The sequence below is a fragment of the Paenibacillus sp. FSL H8-0048 genome (assembly GCF_038002825.1).
Lineage (GTDB): Bacteria > Bacillota > Bacilli > Paenibacillales > Paenibacillaceae > Paenibacillus_AQ.
Genome location: NZ_JBBODF010000001.1, coordinates 5,585,987 through 5,607,918, shown reverse-complemented (window position 1 = coordinate 5,607,918; position 21,932 = coordinate 5,585,987). Strand labels below are relative to the sequence as shown.

At 52.3% G+C, this 21,932-nt stretch carries 15 protein-coding genes; 4 read left to right on the top strand and 11 right to left on the bottom strand.

The genetic code is table 11. The features are described 5' to 3' along the window. Positions 1–267 precede the first annotated feature (267 nt). Positions 268–858, top strand: coding sequence for a hypothetical protein (locus tag NSU18_RS24160; protein ID WP_341150256.1), 591 nt, complete (start codon positions 268–270; stop codon positions 856–858). A gap of 134 nt (positions 859–992) precedes the next feature. On the opposite strand, the gene NSU18_RS24155 is transcribed toward NSU18_RS24160, so the two are convergent. From NSU18_RS24155 to NSU18_RS24135, 5 genes are all read right to left on the bottom strand, one after another. Next, complete coding sequence (locus NSU18_RS24155; RefSeq protein ID WP_341150255.1) at positions 993–3,380, bottom strand: glycoside hydrolase family 95 protein; 2,388 nt, start codon at positions 3,378–3,380, stop codon at positions 993–995. Positions 3,381–3,491: 111 nt separating this feature from the next. Continuing rightward, a complete protein-coding gene (locus NSU18_RS24150; protein ID WP_341150254.1) occupies positions 3,492–5,234 on the bottom strand; it encodes an ABC transporter substrate-binding protein in 1,743 nt (580 codons plus the stop codon). Between the two features lie 191 nt (positions 5,235–5,425). Further along, a complete protein-coding gene (locus tag NSU18_RS24145) occupies positions 5,426–6,325 on the bottom strand; it encodes a carbohydrate ABC transporter permease (protein ID WP_341016594.1) in 900 nt (299 codons plus the stop codon). A 14-nt stretch (positions 6,326–6,339) separates the two neighbouring features. Next, on the bottom strand, positions 6,340–7,326 hold the full coding sequence (locus NSU18_RS24140) for an ABC transporter permease (protein ID WP_341150253.1): 987 nt from the start codon (positions 7,324–7,326) through the stop codon (positions 6,340–6,342). A gap of 114 nt (positions 7,327–7,440) precedes the next feature. Beyond that, positions 7,441–9,219, bottom strand: coding sequence for a sensor histidine kinase (locus tag NSU18_RS24135; RefSeq protein ID WP_341150252.1), 1,779 nt, complete (start codon positions 9,217–9,219; stop codon positions 7,441–7,443). 535 nt (positions 9,220–9,754) lie between these two features. Between NSU18_RS24135 and NSU18_RS24130 the strand changes: the two genes are divergently transcribed. Next, the gene (locus NSU18_RS24130; protein ID WP_341014692.1) at positions 9,755–11,161 is read left to right on the top strand and encodes a transposase; all 1,407 of its coding nucleotides are present in this window, start codon (positions 9,755–9,757) and stop codon (positions 11,159–11,161) included. Positions 11,162–11,442: 281 nt separating this feature from the next. Here NSU18_RS24130 and NSU18_RS24125 read toward each other — a convergent pair whose 3' ends face one another. The 3 genes from NSU18_RS24125 to xylA all read right to left on the bottom strand — a co-directional run bounded on the left by NSU18_RS24125 (position 11,443) and on the right by xylA (position 16,380). Continuing rightward, the gene (locus NSU18_RS24125; protein WP_341150251.1) at positions 11,443–12,987 is read right to left on the bottom strand and encodes a response regulator transcription factor; all 1,545 of its coding nucleotides are present in this window, start codon (positions 12,985–12,987) and stop codon (positions 11,443–11,445) included. Positions 12,988–13,204: 217 nt separating this feature from the next. Then, on the bottom strand, positions 13,205–14,701 hold the full coding sequence (gene xylB / locus NSU18_RS24120) for a xylulokinase (RefSeq protein ID WP_341016586.1): 1,497 nt from the start codon (positions 14,699–14,701) through the stop codon (positions 13,205–13,207). A gap of 359 nt (positions 14,702–15,060) precedes the next feature. Next, entirely contained in the window at positions 15,061–16,380 is a 1,320-nt protein-coding gene (gene xylA / locus NSU18_RS24115) for a xylose isomerase (RefSeq protein ID WP_036730361.1), read from the bottom strand. 359 nt (positions 16,381–16,739) lie between these two features. Between xylA and NSU18_RS24110 the strand changes: the two genes are divergently transcribed. Then, positions 16,740–17,900 carry an ROK family protein gene (locus NSU18_RS24110; RefSeq protein ID WP_341016583.1) on the top strand — a complete coding sequence of 387 codons (1,161 nt, stop codon included), beginning with the start codon at positions 16,740–16,742 and terminating at the stop codon, positions 17,898–17,900. Between the two features lie 131 nt (positions 17,901–18,031). Continuing rightward, positions 18,032–18,226: a hypothetical protein gene (locus tag NSU18_RS24105; RefSeq protein ID WP_341016581.1), complete on the top strand. Its 195-nt coding sequence runs from the start codon at positions 18,032–18,034 to the stop codon at positions 18,224–18,226. Positions 18,227–18,403: 177 nt separating this feature from the next. On the opposite strand, the gene NSU18_RS24100 is transcribed toward NSU18_RS24105, so the two are convergent. The 3 genes from NSU18_RS24100 to NSU18_RS24090 all read right to left on the bottom strand — a co-directional run bounded on the left by NSU18_RS24100 (position 18,404) and on the right by NSU18_RS24090 (position 21,882). After that, the gene (locus tag NSU18_RS24100; protein ID WP_036694922.1) at positions 18,404–18,640 is read right to left on the bottom strand and encodes a glutaredoxin family protein; all 237 of its coding nucleotides are present in this window, start codon (positions 18,638–18,640) and stop codon (positions 18,404–18,406) included. An 83-nt stretch (positions 18,641–18,723) separates the two neighbouring features. Continuing rightward, positions 18,724–19,665 (bottom strand): thioredoxin-disulfide reductase, encoded by a 942-nt coding sequence (gene trxB / locus NSU18_RS24095; protein WP_341016579.1) that lies wholly within the window; start codon positions 19,663–19,665, stop codon positions 18,724–18,726. 261 nt (positions 19,666–19,926) lie between these two features. Then, the gene (locus tag NSU18_RS24090) at positions 19,927–21,882 is read right to left on the bottom strand and encodes a heavy metal translocating P-type ATPase (protein ID WP_341151094.1); all 1,956 of its coding nucleotides are present in this window, start codon (positions 21,880–21,882) and stop codon (positions 19,927–19,929) included. Positions 21,883–21,932 lie beyond the last annotated feature (50 nt).

Here is a 21,932-nt window from a genome sequence, read left to right as displayed (position 1 = left end):
GCAGGCGGTCGTGCCTGTACTCTCCATTACATTATATCGGCTCTGCCCTCTCCCTGCATCATAAGCAAATCTCTCCCATTTAATTTTGAAGCTCTAGTAGGGAAATTTGTTACTCGCTCGATTTTACTTCTGACAATCACGCTAGATGTATTATCAAAAAAAATAGCAGAAATGAAAAAAACGAAGTTTAATGTGAAATATTGCACCAATTGGGCTCCATCACAATACCATAAAACATATGACTAATATAAAGGAGATGAGCATCAGTTGAATAACTATCATCAAGTATATGTTGACTCTACAAACCACTCTATCCTCCGTGCTCCTGGGGTAATGCAAAAAGATCTTTTTTCATTTGATTATCCTGAGTTTAAGGTAGCAATGTGTGTAACTGGTTGGACCAATGTCCCCTGTCCAACATGGAGTAACCCTGGACGTATGTGTAGGCAAGATATAAAACTGCCATGTACTCAAACCAGAAAGAGCAAGTTTCGAGTATATGCTGAAGTTGTTTATCCAGAAAGTTTAGAATCTGCTGTAAAGAGTGAATTGGAACGATGCCACTTGACCGCATCGGCATTAGCTACAAATGTCGTATACACTGCAGCTACTGCTTCTAGCGTTATTGGTCCAGCGGCAACTATCTCCGCAGCAGTTGGATCAATCCCAGCTGCATTAAAAACCTATCTTGAATCTTTTTCTTCTTGCATTAAAGGAATAGGTCTTTCAGATGCCTTAAGAAGACAGATCAAGGCAGACATCAAAAAGAGTGATAAAGTAATATCAGATTGGCGTCTTGGCTATGAATACGACGGCTTGAGATTATTTCCTGCAGAAGATATTCTTTACTTGCTGTAGTTGATTTTTTTAATCTATATGAAATATTAAGTACAGACAGATTCCTCATCAAGTAATGCCGCAGCTTCCAGGTCACCATCAGGGAACTGCGGCAGCAACAGCTTACATATTTTGTATATAGGTCTCCCTCATCCTTACACCCCCACAAAGTACACCCCGCCAGCCGTAACCTCAAGCACATCGTTCAGCGCCTGGCGGCGGCCGTCTGCAAGCTGTAACTTCAGCTCTTGCGTATACCTGAGACGAAGTGTTCCATCGAACCGGGCTGTAATTCGCGCGGAGACCAGTACTCCAGCCTGCCATTCCATGTCGACCGTATACCCTCCGCGCGCCTTCAGGCCGCTGATAGATCCGTTCTTCCAGACTCCCGGCAACGCCGGGAGCAGCGTAAGCTCCCCGAGATGACTCTGCAGCAGCATTTCTGCGATTCCGGCGGCCGCACCGAAATTACCGTCAATCTGAAACGGCGGATGTGCATCGAACAGGTTGGTGTAGACGGAGCGGGTTAGCAGCGTGCGCACATAGCCGTAAGCCGCAGCGCCGTCTGCGAGCCGGGCATAGAGGTTGACCAGCCAGGCACAGCTCCAGCCGGTATGTCCCCCGCCGGAAGCAACCCGCTGCTCCAGTGTTATGCGGCTGGCTTCCAGCAGCTCCGGCGTGTCCCGCCTGTTAATCCGGTTGCCCGGATACAGGCTGTACAGGTGGGAGACATGGCGGTGCCCCGGCTCAGCTTCGGCGAAGTCATAGAGCCATTCCTGCACCCGTCCGCTCTTGCTGATCTTCAGCGGAGACAGACGTACGAGTGTCTGTTCCAGCTCCTCCTGAAACTCAGCGTCTACGCCAAGAATACGAGCAGCCTCCAGGCAGTGCTGCATCAGCTCAGCGATGAGGCTCATATCCATGGCCGAGCCCATAGATATACTGCAAGCTCTGCCGTCCTCCGCGATGAACCGGTTCTCCGGCGAAGTAGACGGGCTGGTAACCAGCCGGCCCTCCGGTCCTTCCACCAGCCAATCCAGGCAGAAGAGGGCTGCTCCTTTCATTAGCGGATAAGCGCTCTCGCCCAAATACTCCAAATTGGGGTTGAATTCGTAATGCTCCCACAGGTGACGGCATAGCCACACGCCGCCCATTGGCCAGAAGGCCCAGCTGGCATCTCCGCCCGACGGTGTGGAGGCCCTCCACAGGTCCACATTATGATGAGCCACCCAGCCGCGCGCCCCGTAATGAATAGCCGCCGTTCTGGCTCCGGTCTCACTAAGCTCCTTAATTAACTCAAGGAGCGGCTCGTGGCATTCGCTGAGATTGCAGACCTCCGCCAGCCAGTAGTTCATCTGTGTATTGATATTGGTCGTGTAATTGCTGTTCCATGGTGGCTGAACATGGGGATTCCAGATCCCCTGCAGATTCGCTGCCTGTGTTCCGGCCCGTGAGCTGCCCATCAGCAGATAGCGGCCATATTGGAACAATAGGGCCTCCAGCGCCGGGTCTTCTGCCCCCTCCTGATATGCAGCCAAACGTTCATCGGTTGGCCGCTCCTCCGCCTCGTGACCGCCCAGATCCAGATCCATCCGGCAGAAGATCGCCTGATGCTCCCCGGTATGCCTTCTCCGCAGCTCCTCATAAGTCTTACCCGCCGCAGCGCTTAATCTGCTGGCGCACAGCTCTGCCGGACTTAGCATAGCTGTGGAATACTGAGCTGGCGCTGCGGCTCTATGGCTTGCTCTTGACCGCACCTCCTCATAGTCCGTTCCGGCAGCCAGCAACAGCAGCACACGCTCCGCGCCATTGATTACAAGCTTGTCTGCGGAATGCCGGATACTTCCCCCGGTGGCCTGTACATGCAGGTGCAGCTCGAACGCAACTCCAAGCCCCTCCTCATAGAGCACCGCAAGCGGATGATCCTGGCGGTAATTGTCGGCAATATGTGAGGGACAGCGGCCCTGCATTACAAGCCCAAGCCCGTTCCCCTCCAATGGGCTAACGCTATGCTGTAATTGGCTGTCCAGCTCCAGCTCTAACTGAATTCCCCGCGGCTGATCGCTTGTCAGATACACGACACCGACCTGGTCCGGCGTGCTGATGAATACTTCACGGGTGAAGTTGCCCTGCTCCGTCTGATAAGTCACTTTGGCAACCCCGCTATCTAAATCCAGCTCTCTTTCATAGGCCGTACAGTTCTCTGCGCCCGGCTGCGTAAGAATCAGGTCCCCGAGCGGCATGTAGGCCTGGGCGTTGACCCCCAGCATATGGGCATTCACCATATCCTCGGCCTCGCCATAGTGGCCTGCAGCAATTAGCTCCCGGGTTCTTTTCAAATACCTGAGCGCTTCGTAATTATTGGTATCCCGGGGGAACCCGGACCATAAGGTATCCTCATTCAGCGAGATCAGCTCTCTGGCGGTACCGCCGAATACCATAGCTCCCATATGCCCGTTCCCCAGCGGCAGCGCCTCTTCCCAGGCGGCTGCGGGCTGGCTGTAACTAAGCTTCCACGCGGATTTCCTTTGTTCAGTTTCCATATTCTCCTCATCCTTCCTGCTAAGAGTTCTGAATACAGCAAAAGGCCCTGACCTAAGTCGGGCCTTTCTGCCTCCTGCTCTACTCTAAATCATGCTACATCTCATTAATGATTACAGATTTTTGCCTGTCCACAGGGATACTCTCTTCTTCACCAGCTCAGTGAATTCTTTTTCCATATCCTGAGCGCCGGCTTTGTCCAGCTCGGCCAGGAAGGCATCATAGACTTTATCGAAATCACCCGGTTTGGACAGAATCGCTTCCGGGATACGTTTACGTACGATATCCTGGGTCTTTTTGAAGATGACCTGATATTTGCCGTCTGTCGGAACCGGCAGGTTGTACAGGGCACCTGTTTCTTTTACAGGGAATTCATCCTCTTTCGGGAACAGATCCTTCCAGGTAGTCGCCTTGTATCCGGCAAGGGATTCCTTCTCAGCTTCGGAGTACGAAGCAACAATCTGCTCAGGGAAGCTTGTGGTGTAGTAGTTGTCTGTTGAATCCTTCACTCCGTCGCCGTAACGGGCACCGAAGATCAGGTACTGGCCGATCCCGGTTGTTTTTTGAGTGTTCGCTGTATCATTGGCTAAGCCGTCACGGATTTCAGGCAGAACCTCACGTTTGCCATTCGCATCCACAGTATAGTGCTTGTCTTTAATCCCCCAGGTTCTCAGGATCTGGCCTTCATCGGAGGACATCCAGTCCAGCCATTTGATGATCCGCTCCGGATCTTTGGCAGCCGTAGTGATCGCAATCCCGTAGCCGTCGATTCCCGTCTGCATGAAGGAATGATCCTTATACTCTTCGGACAGAGTTACAGGGAAGTGTCCATAGGTATACTCGTCTTTACCAGCAGCCTTCAGCGCATTTTCGCCATCCTGGTACTCCCATTCCTGGGAGATCAGACCGAGCACGCGCCCGCTGGCCACTTTCGCTTTGTATTGGTCATCTTTTTGCACGAAGGTGTCTTTATCCAGCAGGCCCTGGTTATACATGCCGTTCAGCCAGCGGAAATATTCCTTTTCTTCAGTACGTTTATAATGAAGCTTCGCTTCAAAGGTCTCAGGGTCCACATAATATTCACCATCATCCGGTGCACCGGTTGTAATAAAGGCCGGGTTCGTCACGGTGATCATAATCTTCCAGTCATCGGCATTTAGCGTCAACGGAATGGTAGGCTGCCCATCGGTTTCCGGATGCAAGGCGACATAATCCTTCAGCACCTTTTCAAAATCAGCTACTGTACGCACTTTCGGATAGCCCAGTTCTTTAAGCACACGATGCTGAATTTCAAATCCGCCTGTGGCATCGAAGGATTTCTGGCCGACACCCATATTCGTAGGAATCTGATAGATACTCTGATCGTCCAGGCTGTACTTCAGACGGTTCATGTTCTCGCCGTAGACTTTCTTGAGGTTGGGGCCATATTTGTCAATCAGGTCCGTCATATCAATGATCAGGCCGGCATCCACCAGGGTACTCAGACTTCCTTTAGCGAAAATAATATCAGGAACGTCGCCGCTGGCCGCCATCATGGCGATTTTTTGGTCACCGCCGCCGCTGCCTACATCGAATTCTGCCTCAAGGGTGACGCCTGTCTTTTCTGTGATGGCTTTACCGACATCATCCTGCATCTTGTTCCAGTTCGGGCTGGCATCCGCTCCGAAGAAGGTGAACGTAGCCGGTGAGGTATCTAGAGCCGTATCATCTGCTGCAGCAGTAGCATCAGGTGTAGTTCCTGAGTTGTTAGGCGTCGTATTGTTGGCTGCATTATTGCTGTTGCCTCCACAACCAGCGATCAGCATCGAGCTCATCAGCAGGAGCGTGAAGATCGTCTTGGTACTCTTGCGGTTCATTGTGTATCCCCCTTATATCTTAATATGTTGCCTTTATGCATATCAGGTGAGACCTGAATATACCATTGTGAACGCTTGCAAAACTACTATAAATATAAGTTCCCACTAATTAACACTTCACCCACAGCGGGTTAGCTGCCCGGCTCTGCACTGAACCCGGCAGCTTCTCCCCTGTCGCTCTGGGTTAAGGCCTATGCCTTGACTGCACCCAGCGTCATCCCGCCGACAAAATACTTTTGCAGGAACGGATAAACCACGAGAATCGGCACGGTTACGACAATGGTAATCGCCATCTTGATCGACTCCGGTGAAATCTGGGCCATCTGTCTGGCCATATCATTCGCATTCACCATGCCGCTGCCCTGATTGGTCGAAGACAGGACCTTCATCAGCTCGAACTGAAGCGTAGTCAGATGCGGCTTGTTGCCGTTGTAGAGATAGGTAGTGAACCATTCATTCCATTGCCCCACGGCCAGGAACAAGGCGATTGTCGCCAGCACCGGCTTACAGAGCGGAAGAATGATTTTGTAGAAAATCATAAAGTCATTCGCCCCGTCCAGCTTGGCGGATTCCTGCAAGGCAAACGGCAGGCCGTCCATGAAGGAGCGGATAATGAAGACGTTGAACGCGGATACCATACCCGGCAGGATGTAAATCCAGAACGTTCCGATCAGGTTCAAGTCCTTCATGAGAATGTACATCGGCACCATACCGCCAGAGAAATACATGGTCAGGGCCAGGAATACCGAGACAAATCTTCTGGCTCTGAACTCCGGACGGCTGAGCGTAAAGGCCAGCATGGAAGCACTGACTAGCCCTAGAAGAGTACCGGAAATAGTACGCAGAATCGATATTTTGAAGCCTTGAATCAGCCCTGTATAACTGAAGATCCGCTGGTAATTCTCCAGAGTCCAGGCCCGCGGGAAGATATAGATGCCGCCCCGGACTGTATCTGTAGATTCATTGAAGGAAATTGCCAGCACGTTCAGAAAGGGATATAACGTCACAATCATAACCAGGATTAGAGCGATGTAGAGAAAAATATCGAAGACACGTTCACCTTTTGACATTTGGAATGCTTTGCCACCCATAGTTGATCCCCTCCTTACATAATGCTTTCTTTAGCAAATTTCTTCATCAGACCGTTGGCGGTAAACAGCAGGATGACACTGACTACCGAGGTGAACATGCTTATCGCTGTACCGTAGGAGAACCGTGAAATCTGTATCCCGTATTTAAGCGCATACAAATCCAGCACTTCCGAATAATCGGTAACCATGTTGTTCTGCAGCTGGAATTGCTTCTCGAAGCCGATGCCGACCAGATGGCCGATATTCATAATCAGCAGCACCATCACCGTTGTGCGGATACCCGGCAGCGTAATATTGAACATCTGCTTGACCCGTCCTGCACCGTCCACTTTGGCCGCTTCATACAGCTCTTTATCAATGCCTGTAATCGCTGCCAGATAGATGATCGCATTCCAGCCCGTTTCCTTCCAGATGTCAGCAGCTGTTAGGACTCCCCAGAAGTATTTCCCTTGGGCCATGAACTGAATCGGCTCATCAATAAGATTCGTCCAGAGCAGCAGATCATTCACGATCCCTCCGTCGATGGCAAGCGTCTTGTAGACAATCCCTCCTACAACGACCCAGGATACAAAGTGGGGCAGGTAAGAGATCGTCTGGACCGTTCTCTTGAAGACGTTCCCGCGCAACTCGTTGAGCATCACGGCGAACAGGATAGGAACCACGAAGCCGAAGATCAGTCCCAGCATGCTCATCGCCAGTGTATTTCTTAATACGAGATAGAAGCGTTCGTCCTGGAACAGCTCCCTGAAGTTGTCCAATCCGACCCATTTCTGCTCGCTGAACGATCTGACCGGCTTATAATTCTGAAAGGCCATTAGCCATCCCCATATGGGTACATAGCTGAAAATAAATACCCAGATTACGAATGGAAGGGACATCAGGTATAAGTACTTTTGCTGGAGTACGCTTTTCCAAAATCCACTATTCCGTTTCGCAGGTGGGCGGGGGGTTACGCTTTCATTTGCTGTAACACCGTTTTCAGTGAGCGCTTTCACGATCAATATTCCCCCTTCGCTTTGATAGCTTTATCTTATCCCAGCGCCGGGGGCGAGAATACCCAACAGATTTCACGTAAAAACCTATAGAAATTAGACATTCTCCCCGCCAGTATCCCCTTAAGCCTTCAAATCACTGTCCTTCGGGATTGAAAATGTAATCCGGGTCCCCTCTCCTTCCCGGCTTGAGATGTTCAGCCCGTGCTCCGCTCCGTAATACAGAGTCAGTCTCTGCTGCACATTACGCAGCCCGATCCTGCCCTGCTCCTCTTCCTCCACCTTGGCGATGACCTCCATAATCTCGGACAGCCGTCCTTCCCTCATGCCGATCCCGTCATCCATTACAATCACCTGAATCTCCTGATTCTCTGTGAGGGTAACAGCGATGCTGACATGCACGGTGCCCTCCTTGTTCTCCAGACCATGAACGACCGAATTCTCCACCAGCGGCTGGATAATCAGCGGCGGAATCATCACCTCAGCGGCGGCAGGATCGCAGGTAATCTCATATTCCAGCCTGTCCTCGTAGCGGAACTTCTGAATATCCAGATAGGAGCGGATCATCTCAATCTCTTCCTTGATCGGCGCTCTCTCCCGGCCTACTTCCAGATTCTTGCGCATCAGCTTGCCCAGCAGCCTGACAATATTGGCAATCTCCTTCTCTCCCCGCAGATGGGCGTTCATACGGATGGACTCCAGGGCGTTGAACAGAAAATGCGGATGAATCTGGCTGGCCATCATCTTCAGCTTAATCTCCCGCTGCGCAATCTCCAGTGTACTGTTCTTCTCATTGCTCTCTATCACCTGGTTAATCAACTGGTTGATGCTGGCTACCATGTAGTTGAACTGGCGCGACAGCTGGCCGATCTCGTCTGTTCCGTCTATGTGGGAGACGACATTCAGGTTCCCGAGGGCCACTTGATTGAGCTGGCGGCTCAGCCGCAGCAGCCGGTTGCTGGTCAGCAGCGAGATCGTATAGACCAGTACAAGCGCAACCAGCAGCACCCCGATTACGATAAGCAGGCCCAGCTGACTCACCTTGTTGGCATCGCTCAGAATACTTTTAGTCTCAAATACCGAGATAATCTTCAGCTTGCTGACACTCAGCTCAGGGATCATCTCATCGATGATGACGTAGGAATCCTTGTCCTTCACCTGGGTCGTGAACACACCCTTGGTCTGCGCCTGCACATCAATCCCTATGTCGAAAGCATCCACCGTGCTGCCCACCAGCTGCGGATTCTTAGCGGATACAATATAGCCCTGCTCATCGATAATAATGGTCTCGAACGGCTCCTGGTGCAGCATCTGGTTCAGCTCATTCTGATTCACCTGCACCATCAGAATTCCTGACTTGCTGTATTCCGGGTAGGGCACCTGGCGGACCAGGCTCAGCTTGTTGATCGTTCCTTTGGGACTGTTGAAATAAGGGTCCTTGTCGTGGATATACATCCAGTAGATCTGATTGTTCTGCATAGCCTGTGTATACCAGTTTCTCGTGCGGATCTCCGGCGTTACCGGTGCGATGGACATATCGTCCACCAGTGTGGGATTATCGATGAAAAAGCGGATATTGGAGATTTCCCGGTACCGCAGCACATATTCCTTGAGGTCGGTATAATTCAGGTAAGCCTTGGTCAGCTCCAGGATACTCGGATAATGCGTATTGACCAGCCGCTCCAGATCCTCATCGAAATAGAGCAGATTCGAAATATCTGTAGGAACCCGCAGCTTGCTGTACAGCTGGCTTTTGATCTTTTCCACATTGTTGGTGGCCTGATCTATCGCTCTGTTCAAGGCTCCCTCCCGAAAATAATTCGTCAGAATAATCCCGGCAATCAGCACGGGAATCATCACCACTATGATATAAAAGAAGATCAGCTTGTATTTCAGCTTCATGTTATTGACCATCCGCACCAGCTTCTTGATATCAATCTCCCCTCTCTATACAAACAGGCTGCTCCCGAATCTTCTGCAAGAAGGGGAACAGCCTGTATATCATAAGCCTCATACCTGATTTTCTGCAAGCTTGCCACTGGTCTAACGAAAGCGCACTAAAAAATTCGAACTCAAAGCTTGGTCGTCACTGCGGTGAACATTTGGAGTTACGGCCGCTGTGTCTCCAGATGTTGTTGATTATATGGCTTGCAGCAGGTTTACCGCGCCCCATTTAGTGTGCAGGTGGAGACTTAATTGCAATTTGTACAACTAAGTCGTCTGATATGCTGCCAAATCTTCGTTTAGTTGTATTTCCGAGACAATTTCATAATTCAAAACCCTTGCTATACCTGGTTTTTTTGAGCATAGAAAAAGGAGTACCTCCCCAAATTCTCGAAGTTATAGGTGACGAAACCAACACCCGAGAAGAAAAGAGGTAATCCCTATCTATTCTATTCGACAAGAAGAACTGTTTTCCTTTGAGGAATTGCTCCAGATGGCTCCGGAAGATAAATATAGCCAAATCTTTGAACACTTACATTTAGCTCCAGTTCTGTTCGCACTGCGGAAAAAGAGCCACCGTGGACGGCCTGAAAAACTAAACGTACCTGCCATGATCTACTCGCTGCTGATTGCCAAAATGGAGAACATCGAGTTTGTCTCTGCCTTGGTCCGGCGATTGAATCATAGCCACGAATTTCGAGTCCAGTGCCGGTTTACGGGCTCGGACAATATTCCCAGTCAGGCCTCCTATTCTCGTTTGATTCACGCCCTAGCGCAAACGGGAATGCTGGAACAACTTCAGGATCGCCTAGTCACCTCTGCCCTAGAAGAAGGTTTTGTGAGCGGCACCCATCTGGCTGTGGATTCCTCGATGGTTGAGGCATGGGATTGCCAATTTAGCGAATCAGCCTCCAAGCGTCGTGCGGCTCGCCGGGAGCAAAAGAAAGGCGAAGCTCCGGGGGCCGAACAACTTCAGCTCGAACATCAAGAGCCTGAGCCGAAGGCGGTGAACGCGCCGCTGAAGAAACCCAGGTACAGCAAGCCAGGTCGTCCATCCCAGGCCGAAAAGGAACGTCGGCGCGAGGAAATGGAAGCCTATGAACAAAGTCTCGGACCGTTCCAGAAAACCATTGAAGCGATGTTGCCGTACACGTACGATGAACTGCTGACCGAGTTGCCCCGGCATGCTGCGCGTTGTGATAAGAAAAATACGAAGGGCCGAATGACCAGCTATTACGGGTTCAAGGCGAATCTGCTAGTCGACACGGACAGCCAGTATATCCTCAGTGGGCTCTTTAGTTCGGCCAATCCGAATGACCAGCGTATGGCGGTCGTCCTTCTCAAAGGCCTGCTCCTAAAGTTTCCGATGCTAAAGGTCAAGCATATCTTGGGCGACAAAGGCTACGACTGCGCGGCAATCTACCAGTTGATTCATACGCTCGGCGCCTATCCTGCGATTTCCCTGATTCACCATAAAGACCCGCCTGCAGGAATGAATCTGGATTACACGCCGGTGTGCGCTCAAGGACATACGTACCGTTACGACAGTTTTGATGCCAAGTATGAGACCCTGAAGTACACCCGGCCTAGCGAATGCAAAGGCTGTGAGCTTTCCGGTTCCGATTGCCAAAAAGTGTTTAAAATTCGCATGCAAACGGATTTGCGGTTGCACACTTATCCCGCCAGAGGTAGCGAAAGTTTTACCACCCTGTACAACAAGCGGACGGCCGTGGAGCGTGTGTTTGCCTATCTCAAAGAGTATTTCGGGATGAAACGCACACGTCACCGGGGTGTCCGGGCAAGTGTCGATTTCCAGCTCAGTACGCTCGCGTACAATTTGAGTAAGTTTGCATTAGACAAATTGAATCAGCAGTTGAGAGACTCCCAGCAAGTGGCCTGATTTTTTTAAAAAATATGACCTTAGATTTTGGACCAATCTTGCTTTTCAGTAAACTGAATTATGAAATTGACTCTTTCCTACAATTAAAATGCCTCTATATCTGGATTTTCACCAATCCGGGCAAATTTAGTTGTACAGACTACAATTCGACGAGGAAGTCCACCCGTTTTACTATTTTTAGTTGTACAGAATACACTTATCCCTGTTTTTTTGCTACGAACACAGCTTCATCCCTTACCGCATTTATGGAATGAAATCACTTGTTTAAATCTGATGGTCTACTAGTTCTCCTTACGGTACGCGCTAGGGGAGACGCCGACATATTTGCGGAATTTGGCGTTGAAGTAGTCGGAGTTCATGTATCCAACCTGCTCGGCCACCTCATAGACCTTCATGCCCTGGGTCAGCAGCTGCTTAGCCTTCTCGATCCGTACCTTATCCAGATACGTGTTGAAGTGCTCGCCCACCTGGTTCTTGAACATTTTACCCAAATAAGCACTATTGTAGTTAAAAATTTCCGCAAGTGTGCCCAGCTTCAAATTCTCCTTATACCGGCGCTGGATCAGATCCGTGATCCGCTTAATCTCATCGCCGCGTCCGCCTCCACTGCCCGTCAGCCGGGAGAGCTGCTCCATGTAGCCCGACACCAGCCGCTCTGTATCATGCAGGTACCTGCTGCTGTACACCTCGCCCATCGGCGAGGCTTGTCCGGCAATCAGCGGGCGCAGCTCAGGACTCGCCGCCTCCAGCCGGGCAATGGTACTGCTGACAATCCGCAGCAGCTGATCCTTGATGTAAGTCTCATCCCGCTGGGTAAGCACAAGCTGGCGGATAATCTGCAGCGTAAGCTCCCTGGCCACCTCGCTGCTTCCAGCCTCCACTGCCAGTAACAGCTGCACCTCAATATCACGCTCGGGGTCCGGCTCCTCCTCCAGTTCCACCGCGCCTTGTGCAGGCTCCTCCCACAGGTCCGGTATTCCGCAGAGGAGGGTATTCTTCTGCCCGAAGAAGGCATCGTCCAGCCGGTCGCGTGCAGCCGCGAAGGACTGTCCGGCCTCCTCCGGCCGGACAGCTGCTCCGCCCGCTGCGGCCACGAACTCCAGCCCCTCCTTCGAGATCAGCTGGTGCAGCTCCTGCCAGAGCGCTGCCCGTGCACGTTCATCCAGGAGCGGCTCCTTCAGCAGAATTCCCATGTACGGGGGAAGGGTGAAGAAGAAGCCGCGCTCCTCCTCCTGCCAATGCCGCTCCATCAGCCGCTTCACTGCATCTTCGCGGGTATCCTCGCCCTTGTTAAGCCCTTTCAATTCCAGCAGCACCACTTCGCAGCTGCTGTCCTTAAGGCCCAGCTCGGCCGCCGACTCTCCGGCTTCCTTCGACTGCAGCAGCTCCCGCACCAGCACCTCGGTAGTTCTTGCCGGCTCCAGCGCCTGCCATTCATTGATCCGTTCCTCCAGGCTGATCTTCTCCCGCAGCTCCTGCAGGTAGCTGATCAGCTCCTCCTCATCCACCGGCTTCAGCAAGTAGCCGTCAATATGATAGGAGATGGCCTGCTTCGCATATTCAAAATCGGCATAGCCGCTCAGAATCAGCACATGGCAGCCTGGATTCTCCTTACGCAGTTCAGCGATCAATTCCAGTCCGGTCATGCCCGGCATGCGGATATCCGCCATTACAAGTCCAGGCTTCAGCTCACGGAATTTGTCCAGCGCTTCATAACCGTTAGCCGCTGTCGCCACCACGGTATACCCCTCTTCCTCCCAGGGAATCAAGGTGCGCATCCCTTCCCTCAGCTTGGGCTCATCATCCACAATCAGTACTTTGATCAATGGGGGCCTCCCTTCACAGAGCTTATTACAAAAATTACAGCAAGCTTATACCATAACCTATACAAGTGGAAACGGCATTGCCGTCCTTTTAAAGGACGGTACCGTTTCAGCGAGAAATAGAAGGATAAATTATCGTGTGAAACATATAAATTCTTATATTTTAAAAGAAAATAAGCTGCCACCCTGTACAGGATGGCAGTCATTCCGTGCGGATATTCTATTTACGGTAAGAAGCCAGCTTCTCATTCAGCTCGCGGGTCTGGCCGTATACATCCTGATACAAAGCGAAGATCCCGTCATATAGCGCCGCCTGATCTGCATTAGGGGTATAGGTCTCTGCAGGACGGATGAAGGCTTCCGCACATGCACCCAGGGATTCAAACCAGCCTGCGCCATAGGCTGCCAGCATAGCTGCGCCCATAGCCGGACCCTGCTCGCTCTCCAGCTTGATGATCGTAGCACCGAAGATATCCGCCTGCATCTGCAGCCAGGCTTCATTCTTGGCCCCGCCGCCGATCGCTACAACCTCGGTAATCTCTTTGCCGGATTCACGCACAATCTCGATGGATTCACGCAGCGAGAAGGTGATGCCTTCCAGCACAGCCCGGGTAAAGTGGGACAGAGTATGTCCGGAATCCATGCCGATAAAGCTGCCGCGGATGCTCGCATCCGGGTGCGGTGTACGTTCCCCGCTGATGTAAGGGGTGAACAGCAGCCCGCTGCTGCCGGCCGGGATTTCGTTCACACCCTTAAGCAATTCGTCAAAGCTCTTGTCCGCTGCAAAGGTCTCCTTGAACCAGGTCAGGCTGTGTCCTGCCGCCAAGGTAACACCCATGATATAGAAGGCATCCTTCTCACTGTGGTTGAAGAAATGCACCTTGCCTTCGAGGTTAAGATCCTTATTGCTCTCGTAGGACAGCACCACACCGGAGGTTCCGATGCTGCACATCGTCCGGCCTTCACCCAGAATGCCGGCACCCAGTGCGCCGCAGGCATTGTCTGCCCCGCCGGCGAACACCTTGGTGGTAGGCAGCAAGCCGGAGGCTTCGGCAACTGCCGGAAGCAGGGTTCCGGTCTGCTCGAAGGATTCCACGAGTCTCGGGCAGAGGGAGACCGGCAGATCGAACGCCCCGGCAATCTCCGCACTCCACTGCTTCGCTCCAACGTCGAGCAGCAGAGTTCCGGCTGCATCGGAGTAGTCCATGGCGTAATCACCTGTCAGGTGGTAGCGCACATAATCCTTCGGCAGCAGGAATAATTCAGCCTTCGCAAGCACCTCCGGCTCATGCTCCTGGACCCACAGAATCTTCGGAAGCGTGAAGCCTTCGAGCGCACGGTTCCGGGCGATATCGATCAGCTTGCTGCCGAGCTTCTTCTCAATCTTGCGGCATTCCGCAGTTGTACGCGTATCATTCCATAGAATGGCGGGACGCAGCGCCTTGCCTTCGCCGTCAACGAGCACAAGCCCGTGCATCTGGCCGGAAAAGCTGATACCGTCGATCTGTTCAGGCTTAGCGCCGGATACTTCCATCAGACGCTTCAGACTGGCGATGGTTCCCTTCACCCAATCCTCCGGATTCTGCTCACTCCAGTTCGGCTGGGGTCTGCTGAGCGGATACGCTTCAGAGTGCTCAAAAGCCACCTTGCCCTGAGGATCTACCAGTACAGTCTTTACCGCGCTGGTTCCCAGATCGACACCAATTACATATTTCATAGTTATCCTCCTAAAAGTTTTGCGGGGGCCCGCATCCTGTATTCACTTCAAGCAAAACTCGCTTCGTAAGCATACGCTTAGTTATATGAAGCATTTCTTCTTATGAAACTTCTCCGCTATTTTCCAGCGAAATTAGAGCATTCTATTGCACAAAATACACTCACACAGTTTGAGCCATACTTCATACTTACCGCGTTTACGGAATAACTTCACTTCTGCAATCCTGATGCCCTGCTTCGCAGCAAACCCTACCATCTCAGTATTAAAAAAGGGGCTGCCGAAGAATGCTCTCTTCAGCAACCCCCGTTGCGTGTATTCTCTAATGAATCTGCGGGCACTCCCGCAAATCCGGCAGCGTCTTACTCAGCAGTCAGGATGTATTGGTTAAGTGTAGCTCTCAGCAGTTCCTGACGTCCGGATTTGTTCGGACGCGGGCTCTCGTTGTTCAGCGCGTAGTCAGCCAGCGAAGCCAGTGTTGCTTTGCCGGATACGATGTCAGCGCCAACGCCTTCGTTGAAGCTGCTGTAACGCTCAGCGATGAAGTTCTCGAATACGCCGTCTTCCAGCAGCTTAGCAGCTACCTTCAAGCCCTTAGCGTATACGTCCATACCGGAGATGTGTGCCAGGAACAGATCCTCAGGCTCGAAGGAAGGACGGCGTACTTTGGAGTCAAAGTTGATTCCGCCTTTGCCCAGACCATCGTTCTTCAGTACTTCATACAGAGTCAGTGTAGCATCGTAGATGCTTGCAGGGAATTCATCTGTATCCCAGCCGAGCAATGGATCGCCCTGGTTCGCATCGAGTGATCCCAGCATACCGTTGATACGGGCTACATGCAGCTCGTGCTCGAAGGTGTGGCCGGCCAGTGTAGCATGATTCGCTTCAAGGTTCAGCTTGAAGTGCTTATCCAGGTTGTACTTCTGCAGGAACGCGATGCAGGTTGCAGCGTCGAAGTCATATTGGTGCTTGGTAGGCTCTTTCGGCTTAGGCTCGATCAGGAATTGTCCGTCGAAGCCGATTTCCTTCGCATAATCAACAGCCATGCTGAACAGGCGGGCAATGTTGTCTTGCTCCAGTTGCATGTTGGTGTTGAGCAGAGTTTCATAACCTTCACGGCCGCCCCAGAATACATAGTTGTCAGCGCCCAGACGTTTACCCACTTCCAGACCTTTCTTCACTTGTGCAGCAGCGTGTGCGAATACGTCAGCGTTACAGGTAGAACCTGCACCGTGCATGTAGCGCGGGTTGGTGAACATGTTGGCAGTGTTCCACAGCAATTTTTTGCCGGAAGCCTTCATGCCTTGTTCAAGGATGTCTACGATAGTATCGATGTTGCTGTAGAATTCACGCAAGGACGCGCCTTCAGGAGCGATGTCCACATCATGGAAGCAGTAGTACTGCAGGTCCATCTTCTCCATGAATTCGAATGCTGCTTCCGCACGTGCCTTAGCTTTGTCCAGTGTGCTCAGTTTGTCCCAAGCGCGGACTGCAGTTTCAGCGCCGAACGGATCGGAACCGCCAGCTGTTAATGTATGCCAGTAAGCCATTGCAAATTTCAGGTGCTCTTCCATTGTTTTGCCGGCTACGATTTCTGTAGGATTGTAGAATTTGAATGCATAAGGGTTGGTGGAACGGCTTCCCTCGTAAGAGATCTTGCTCACTGTTTCAAAATAAGCCATTTGTAAAATCCTCCTCGATATTTTGCTTCGCCCGCAAGCGTTTACAGCATCATCTTAACACATCTCTTTAACTTTGTATATTGGTTAAACAAAGTTTTTTTATTTTTATTTTTCCCGCTGTATTGAGCGATCCCGGTACCTGTTCCCACCTCTATAAGTTCCTTATATTTAAAAATATGTAACATCCGGATCGTCCTAATTCAATGGATGCAGTTGCATTTTTGCGCTCTTCATTCTAGACTAGGGGGCATACCCGCGCAGCGGAGAGCGTCTTCACGCTCACGTTTCAGCGGGAATTAGAACGTTAGGTTATAGTGTGAAACCTATAAATTCTTATATTGCAGAAGGAAGTGTGCCGCTTGAAAGTTACCGGTGATCAGGCGCTGGTCAAAAAAATAAACAAATCGATTATTTTACATACCATCCGTATGCATTCCCCTATCTCACGGGCCAAGGTATCCGGGGTGACAGGCCTTAATAAAGCCACCGTCTCCAATCTGGTAGCCGAGCTATGCGGACAGCAGCTGGTTACTGAGGCCGGACCCGGAGAATCCAGCGGCGGGCGCAAGCCGCTGATGCTGCATTTTAACGAAATGGCGGGAAGTGTGATCGGGATCGAGCTGCGGGTGAAACAGCTTAAGGCTGTACTCTGCGACCTGGGGGGCGGCATTCTTCATGAACGGGACAGTGTGCTGGAGACCCACGACTTCCCTTATGTGCTCGGGCAGATGCAGCAGATGATCTCAGAGCTGATTGCTACGGCCCCGCCTTCTCATTACGGGCTCGTCGGCATTGGTGTCGGCGTCCCGGGAATGGTCGATGAGCAAGGTGTTGTCCTGTTCGCGCCCAACCTGGGCTGGGAGATGGTAGACCTGCGTTCGATTCTGGAAAGCGCCTTCGCGGTGCCGGTCACCATTGATAATGAGGCCAATGCAGGCGCCCAGGGTGAGCTGAACTTCGGAGCGGCCCGCGATGTACGCCATCTGCTGTATATCAGTGCGGGGTCGGGGATCGGGTCGGGGATTATTATTGGCGGAGAGCTGTACAAGGGCGCGCGCGGCTATGCCGGTGAGACAGGACATATGACGATTGAAGCGGAAGGCAAGCCCTGCAGCTGCGGCAGCCGGGGCTGCTGGGAGCTGTACGCCTCCGAGAAAACCTATGATAACCCCGGCCTCTCCCTCCCGGCCCGTACTACGACCGGACTGGTCAAGTATGCACTTGAGGGGCAGCCCGATACGTTAAGCCATTTCAACTCCATTGGCGAGTATCTGGGGATCGGAGTTACCAATCTGATCAACAGCTTCAACCCCGAGCTGATCGTTATCGGCGGCGCTTTATCGGAGGCGGAGCCTTGGCTCGGCGAGCCGCTGCGCCGGGTGGTAGCTGAGCGTACCCTCCCCTACCACAAGCAGCAGCTCGAAATCACCTTCTCCAGGCTGGGAAGCCGGGGAACCATGATTGGAGCGGGTTTTTCAGCGGTTATGCATTTCCTGGGCAACATTCGCGTGACCCTATAGACGAATTGACGTAAAATCGCCGCATTTTTTTCTGCATTTCCTGCTCTAAAGGGAGTAGCTATCCTATATAATAAGGATACTTGTGTGACATTTGTCACCATACCCCTTTTTTTGAAATGGAGAGAGAATCCATGACTTATGTTGATACGTCTGATATTTCGGCGAAGATGTTCATCGCGGTGCTGCTGCTGCTCATCGTCATTGCTCCGCTCGTCAGCCTCGGTGTCCTGCGTCTGTTCCAGTCGCGGAAGAAATCGGGATTCCTCCTTATCGCCAGCGGCATTGCCGTTTATGCTGTCTTTCAGATGTTCATGTCTCTTACCTGAGGCCTGCAAGCAGACAGTAACAACGCAAGCAAGTGGAGAAGCAGTATTTAAGATTGTTCATATTCGTTAAAACAAGTCAGACCCATGGGCAGATTTAAATGTTGTTTTTCCGCCGCCGTACGCAAAGAGCCGCCTCCCACCGGGAAGCGGCTCTTTATATTTCAGGATTGCCGGCTATTATTCCGTTGCAGCCAGAGCCTTGTCGAACTTGGTCTTGTTCATTCCGACGATCTTCATATCCCCGATCACCGTAATCGGCACGGCTCTCATGCCCATATCCCACACCTGCTGGGCGTACTCTTCATTCTGCTCGATGTTGCGTTCTTCGTACGCTACCCCTTTATCGCTCAGGAAGCTTTTCACCTGACGGCAATGCGGGCAATTCGTCGATGTGTATACAATTACATTCTCCATAGTATGATTTCCTCCTCGTATCTAAGTATTAGACTCTGAGATCTATTGTAGCACCGGAATCCTTGCTTCTCCAAATGCCAGACTTACATAATTACTGCGCTGTGCTCCAGGCTCTCGATATATTTCTCGGCATCCATAGCCGCCATACAGCCGCTGCCTGCAGCCGTGATGGCCTGTCTGTAACGGGTATCCTGCACATCGCCGCAGGCGAATACGCCGGGAATGTTCGTCTCGGAGGTTCCGGGGTTCGATACAATATAACCGTTCGCATCCGTAGTAATCTGTCCGCCCAGGAATGCCGTATTCGGATGATGGCCGACCGCCACGAATACCCCGCTGGCTTCAATGAACTCTTCTTCGCCTGTCTCGTTGTTGACCACCTTCAGCCCGGTTACCCCCTTGTCTCCGGCAACCACTTCAACAGGGGTGCGGTTCAGTCCCCAGCTCACTTTGGCGTTATCGCGGACACGGTCCTGCATAATCTTCGAGGCCCGCAGCTCTTCACGGCGGTGTACCAGGGTTACCTTGGAGGCAAAACGTGTCAGGAAGCCCGCTTCTTCAAGCGCGGAATCGCCGCCGCCGACCACCACGATCTCTTTGCCGCGGAAGAAAAATCCGTCACAGGTGGCACAAGTGCTGACCCCGCGTCCGATGTTATCCTGCTCCCCGGGAATCCCGAGATACTTGGCCGTAGCACCCGTGGAGATAATCAAAGTATCCGTGATCAGCGTGCCCATGCCTTCCACATTCAGCTTGAACGGACGGTCGCCCAGCTCCACGCTGTTCACCCAGCCGGTCACGAACTGTGCACCGAAACGCTCTGCCTGCTTGCGCATATTATCCATCAGATCGGGACCCAGAATGCCTTCCGGGAAGCCCGGGAAGTTCTCGATCTCCGTTGTAGTTGTAAGCTGTCCGCCAGGCTGCGGACCTTCGATAACGAGCGGGTTCAGGTTCGCACGGGCCAAATATATAGCAGCTGTCAATCCGGCCGGTCCAGTACCGACAATAATTGATTTGTACATGATGATATCCCCCTTGAGATGGACGGAAAAGACGCCGTTCCTTATTTAAAATAATTATAATCTAGTATTTATTATGATCACCTCAAGGGGAGTTGTCAATATGTCAGAACCGTTGTAAACGCTCCTTTTTGTGAACAATTCAATTTTAAGCAATTAAGTTGAACCGGCTTTGCCGGCCCTATGGAGGACGGTACCGTTTCAGCGGGAAATAGAAGGATAATTTATAGAGTGAAACCTAAAAATTCTTATATTTTTAAAATATTAACGCAGTAGACGCAATCCGTTAAGGATGACGAGAATCGTGCTTCCCTCATGCCCAACCACCCCGAACGGCAGCGCAATCCCCTGCACAAAGTTGCTGATCATCAAGGTGGCAATGACCGTTACGGCAAAAATCATATTCTGCTTCACAATCCGCTGCGTCCGGCGCGCCAGGGCAATCGTCCCGGCAATCTCTTCAATGTTGTCATTCATCAGCACCACATCGGCAATCTCCAGGGCAGCCCCGCTGCCCTTCATTCCCATGCCCATGCCAACCGTTGCGGTAGCGAGTGCAGGTGCATCATTCACCCCGTCGCCTACCATGATGACATGACCGTATTGCTCCCGAAGCGCCTTGACATGCGATACCTTATCTTCCGGCAAAAGTCCCGCGAACACGAAATCAACGCCGCTCTGCCCCGCAATGACCCGGGCTGTAGCCTCGCGGTCTCCGGTCAGCATCGCTACCTTGATCCCCAGAGCATGCAGCTTGCGCACGGCCGCCGCCGCCTGGGGGCGAACGGTGTCCTGCAGGGCAATCATTCCGGCGATGGTCTCGCCGGCAAGGATCAGCGATACCGTTTTGCCTTCCTGTTCCAGCCTGCTGCGCAGAGCCTTCCAATGGTCCGCAGCCGCCCCTTCTGCTTCATCCAGCAGATTCGACTTGCCGATACGCCACAGCTGGCCGTCTATGACGCCTTCAATTCCCCAGCCGGTAACCGACTGGCTCTCTTCAATCTCACGCAGTCCGATCTGCTCCGCTTCTGCCAGCGCGACAATGGCTTCTGCCAGCGGATGCCCCGACAGCTTCTCGATGGATGCACTCACGGCCAGCAGCTCTTCCCGCACATACCCTTCTCCGGCGATGAAGTCCGTGACCTGCGGAATTCCCTCCGTCAAAGTACCGGTTTTGTCAAAAGCAACGACCGAAGTCCGCGCCATATTCTCCAGATGAACTCCGCCTTTGAACAGGATGCCTTTGCGGGCGCTCTTGGAGATGGCCGACAGCATGGCAGGCATGATTGAGGATACCAGCGCACACGGGGATGCCACGACCAGGAAGACCATTGCCTTGTAGAACGTATTGCTCCAGCTCCAGTCCAGCACAAACGGCGGCAAGGTAATCAGCAGGACTGTGGCAGCCACCACAACCCGGGCATATACGGATTCCAGCCGTTTGATAAAACGCTGCGAATCCGGCACTTCGTTCTCCGCCTCTTCCACCATGCGGATGATTTTGGCGAACAGTGTATTCTCGGCAGTCTTCGTCACTTCTATATAGAGGGGGCCTTCTCCATTGACGGTACCGGCGAATACTTCACTGCCGGCAGCTTTGTCTACGGGAAGCGATTCTCCCGTGATAGAGGCCTGATTCACAGAGGATTCCCCCCGGCATACCTTGCCGTCAGCGGGAACCAGCTCACCCGGACGGACCAGCAGCAGATCGCCCAGCACAAGCTGATCAATGGGCACCTCGCTCATCGCTCCCTGCTCAATGCGCACAGCGGTAGCCGGCTTGAGGGCCAGCAGAGAGGAGATATCCTTTTTGCTGCGTTCCATCGTATAGCTCTCCAGCGCTCCGCTCAGGGCAAAGATGAAGATGAGCATCGCCCCTTCATTCCAGTATCCGATGGAGGCGGCACCCAATGCTGCAGCAATCATCAGCAGGTTGACATCCAGGTCACGCTCTTTGACCAGCGTCTCCACGCCTTCCTTCGCCTTCATCCAGCCGCCCAGTGTATAAGAGATCACGTAGAGAATTACGGATAAGACCTCCGACCAGCCGCTGGCAGCCCAGGCTACCAGCATAATCAGCCCGCTCCCCAGAGCAGCCTGCATTTCGGAGTTACTAAGCACCGCCAGCGGATCGAAGCGGCGCGGTCCCGGAGTCCGGGGCTGCTGCGCCCCTCCTTGACGCGCTATGGATTTGGGCATTGATTTCGAGGTTGCTTGCATCATAAATCACCTTCCTGAATGGTTTTGGTTAAGCGCACACTTGAGAATGA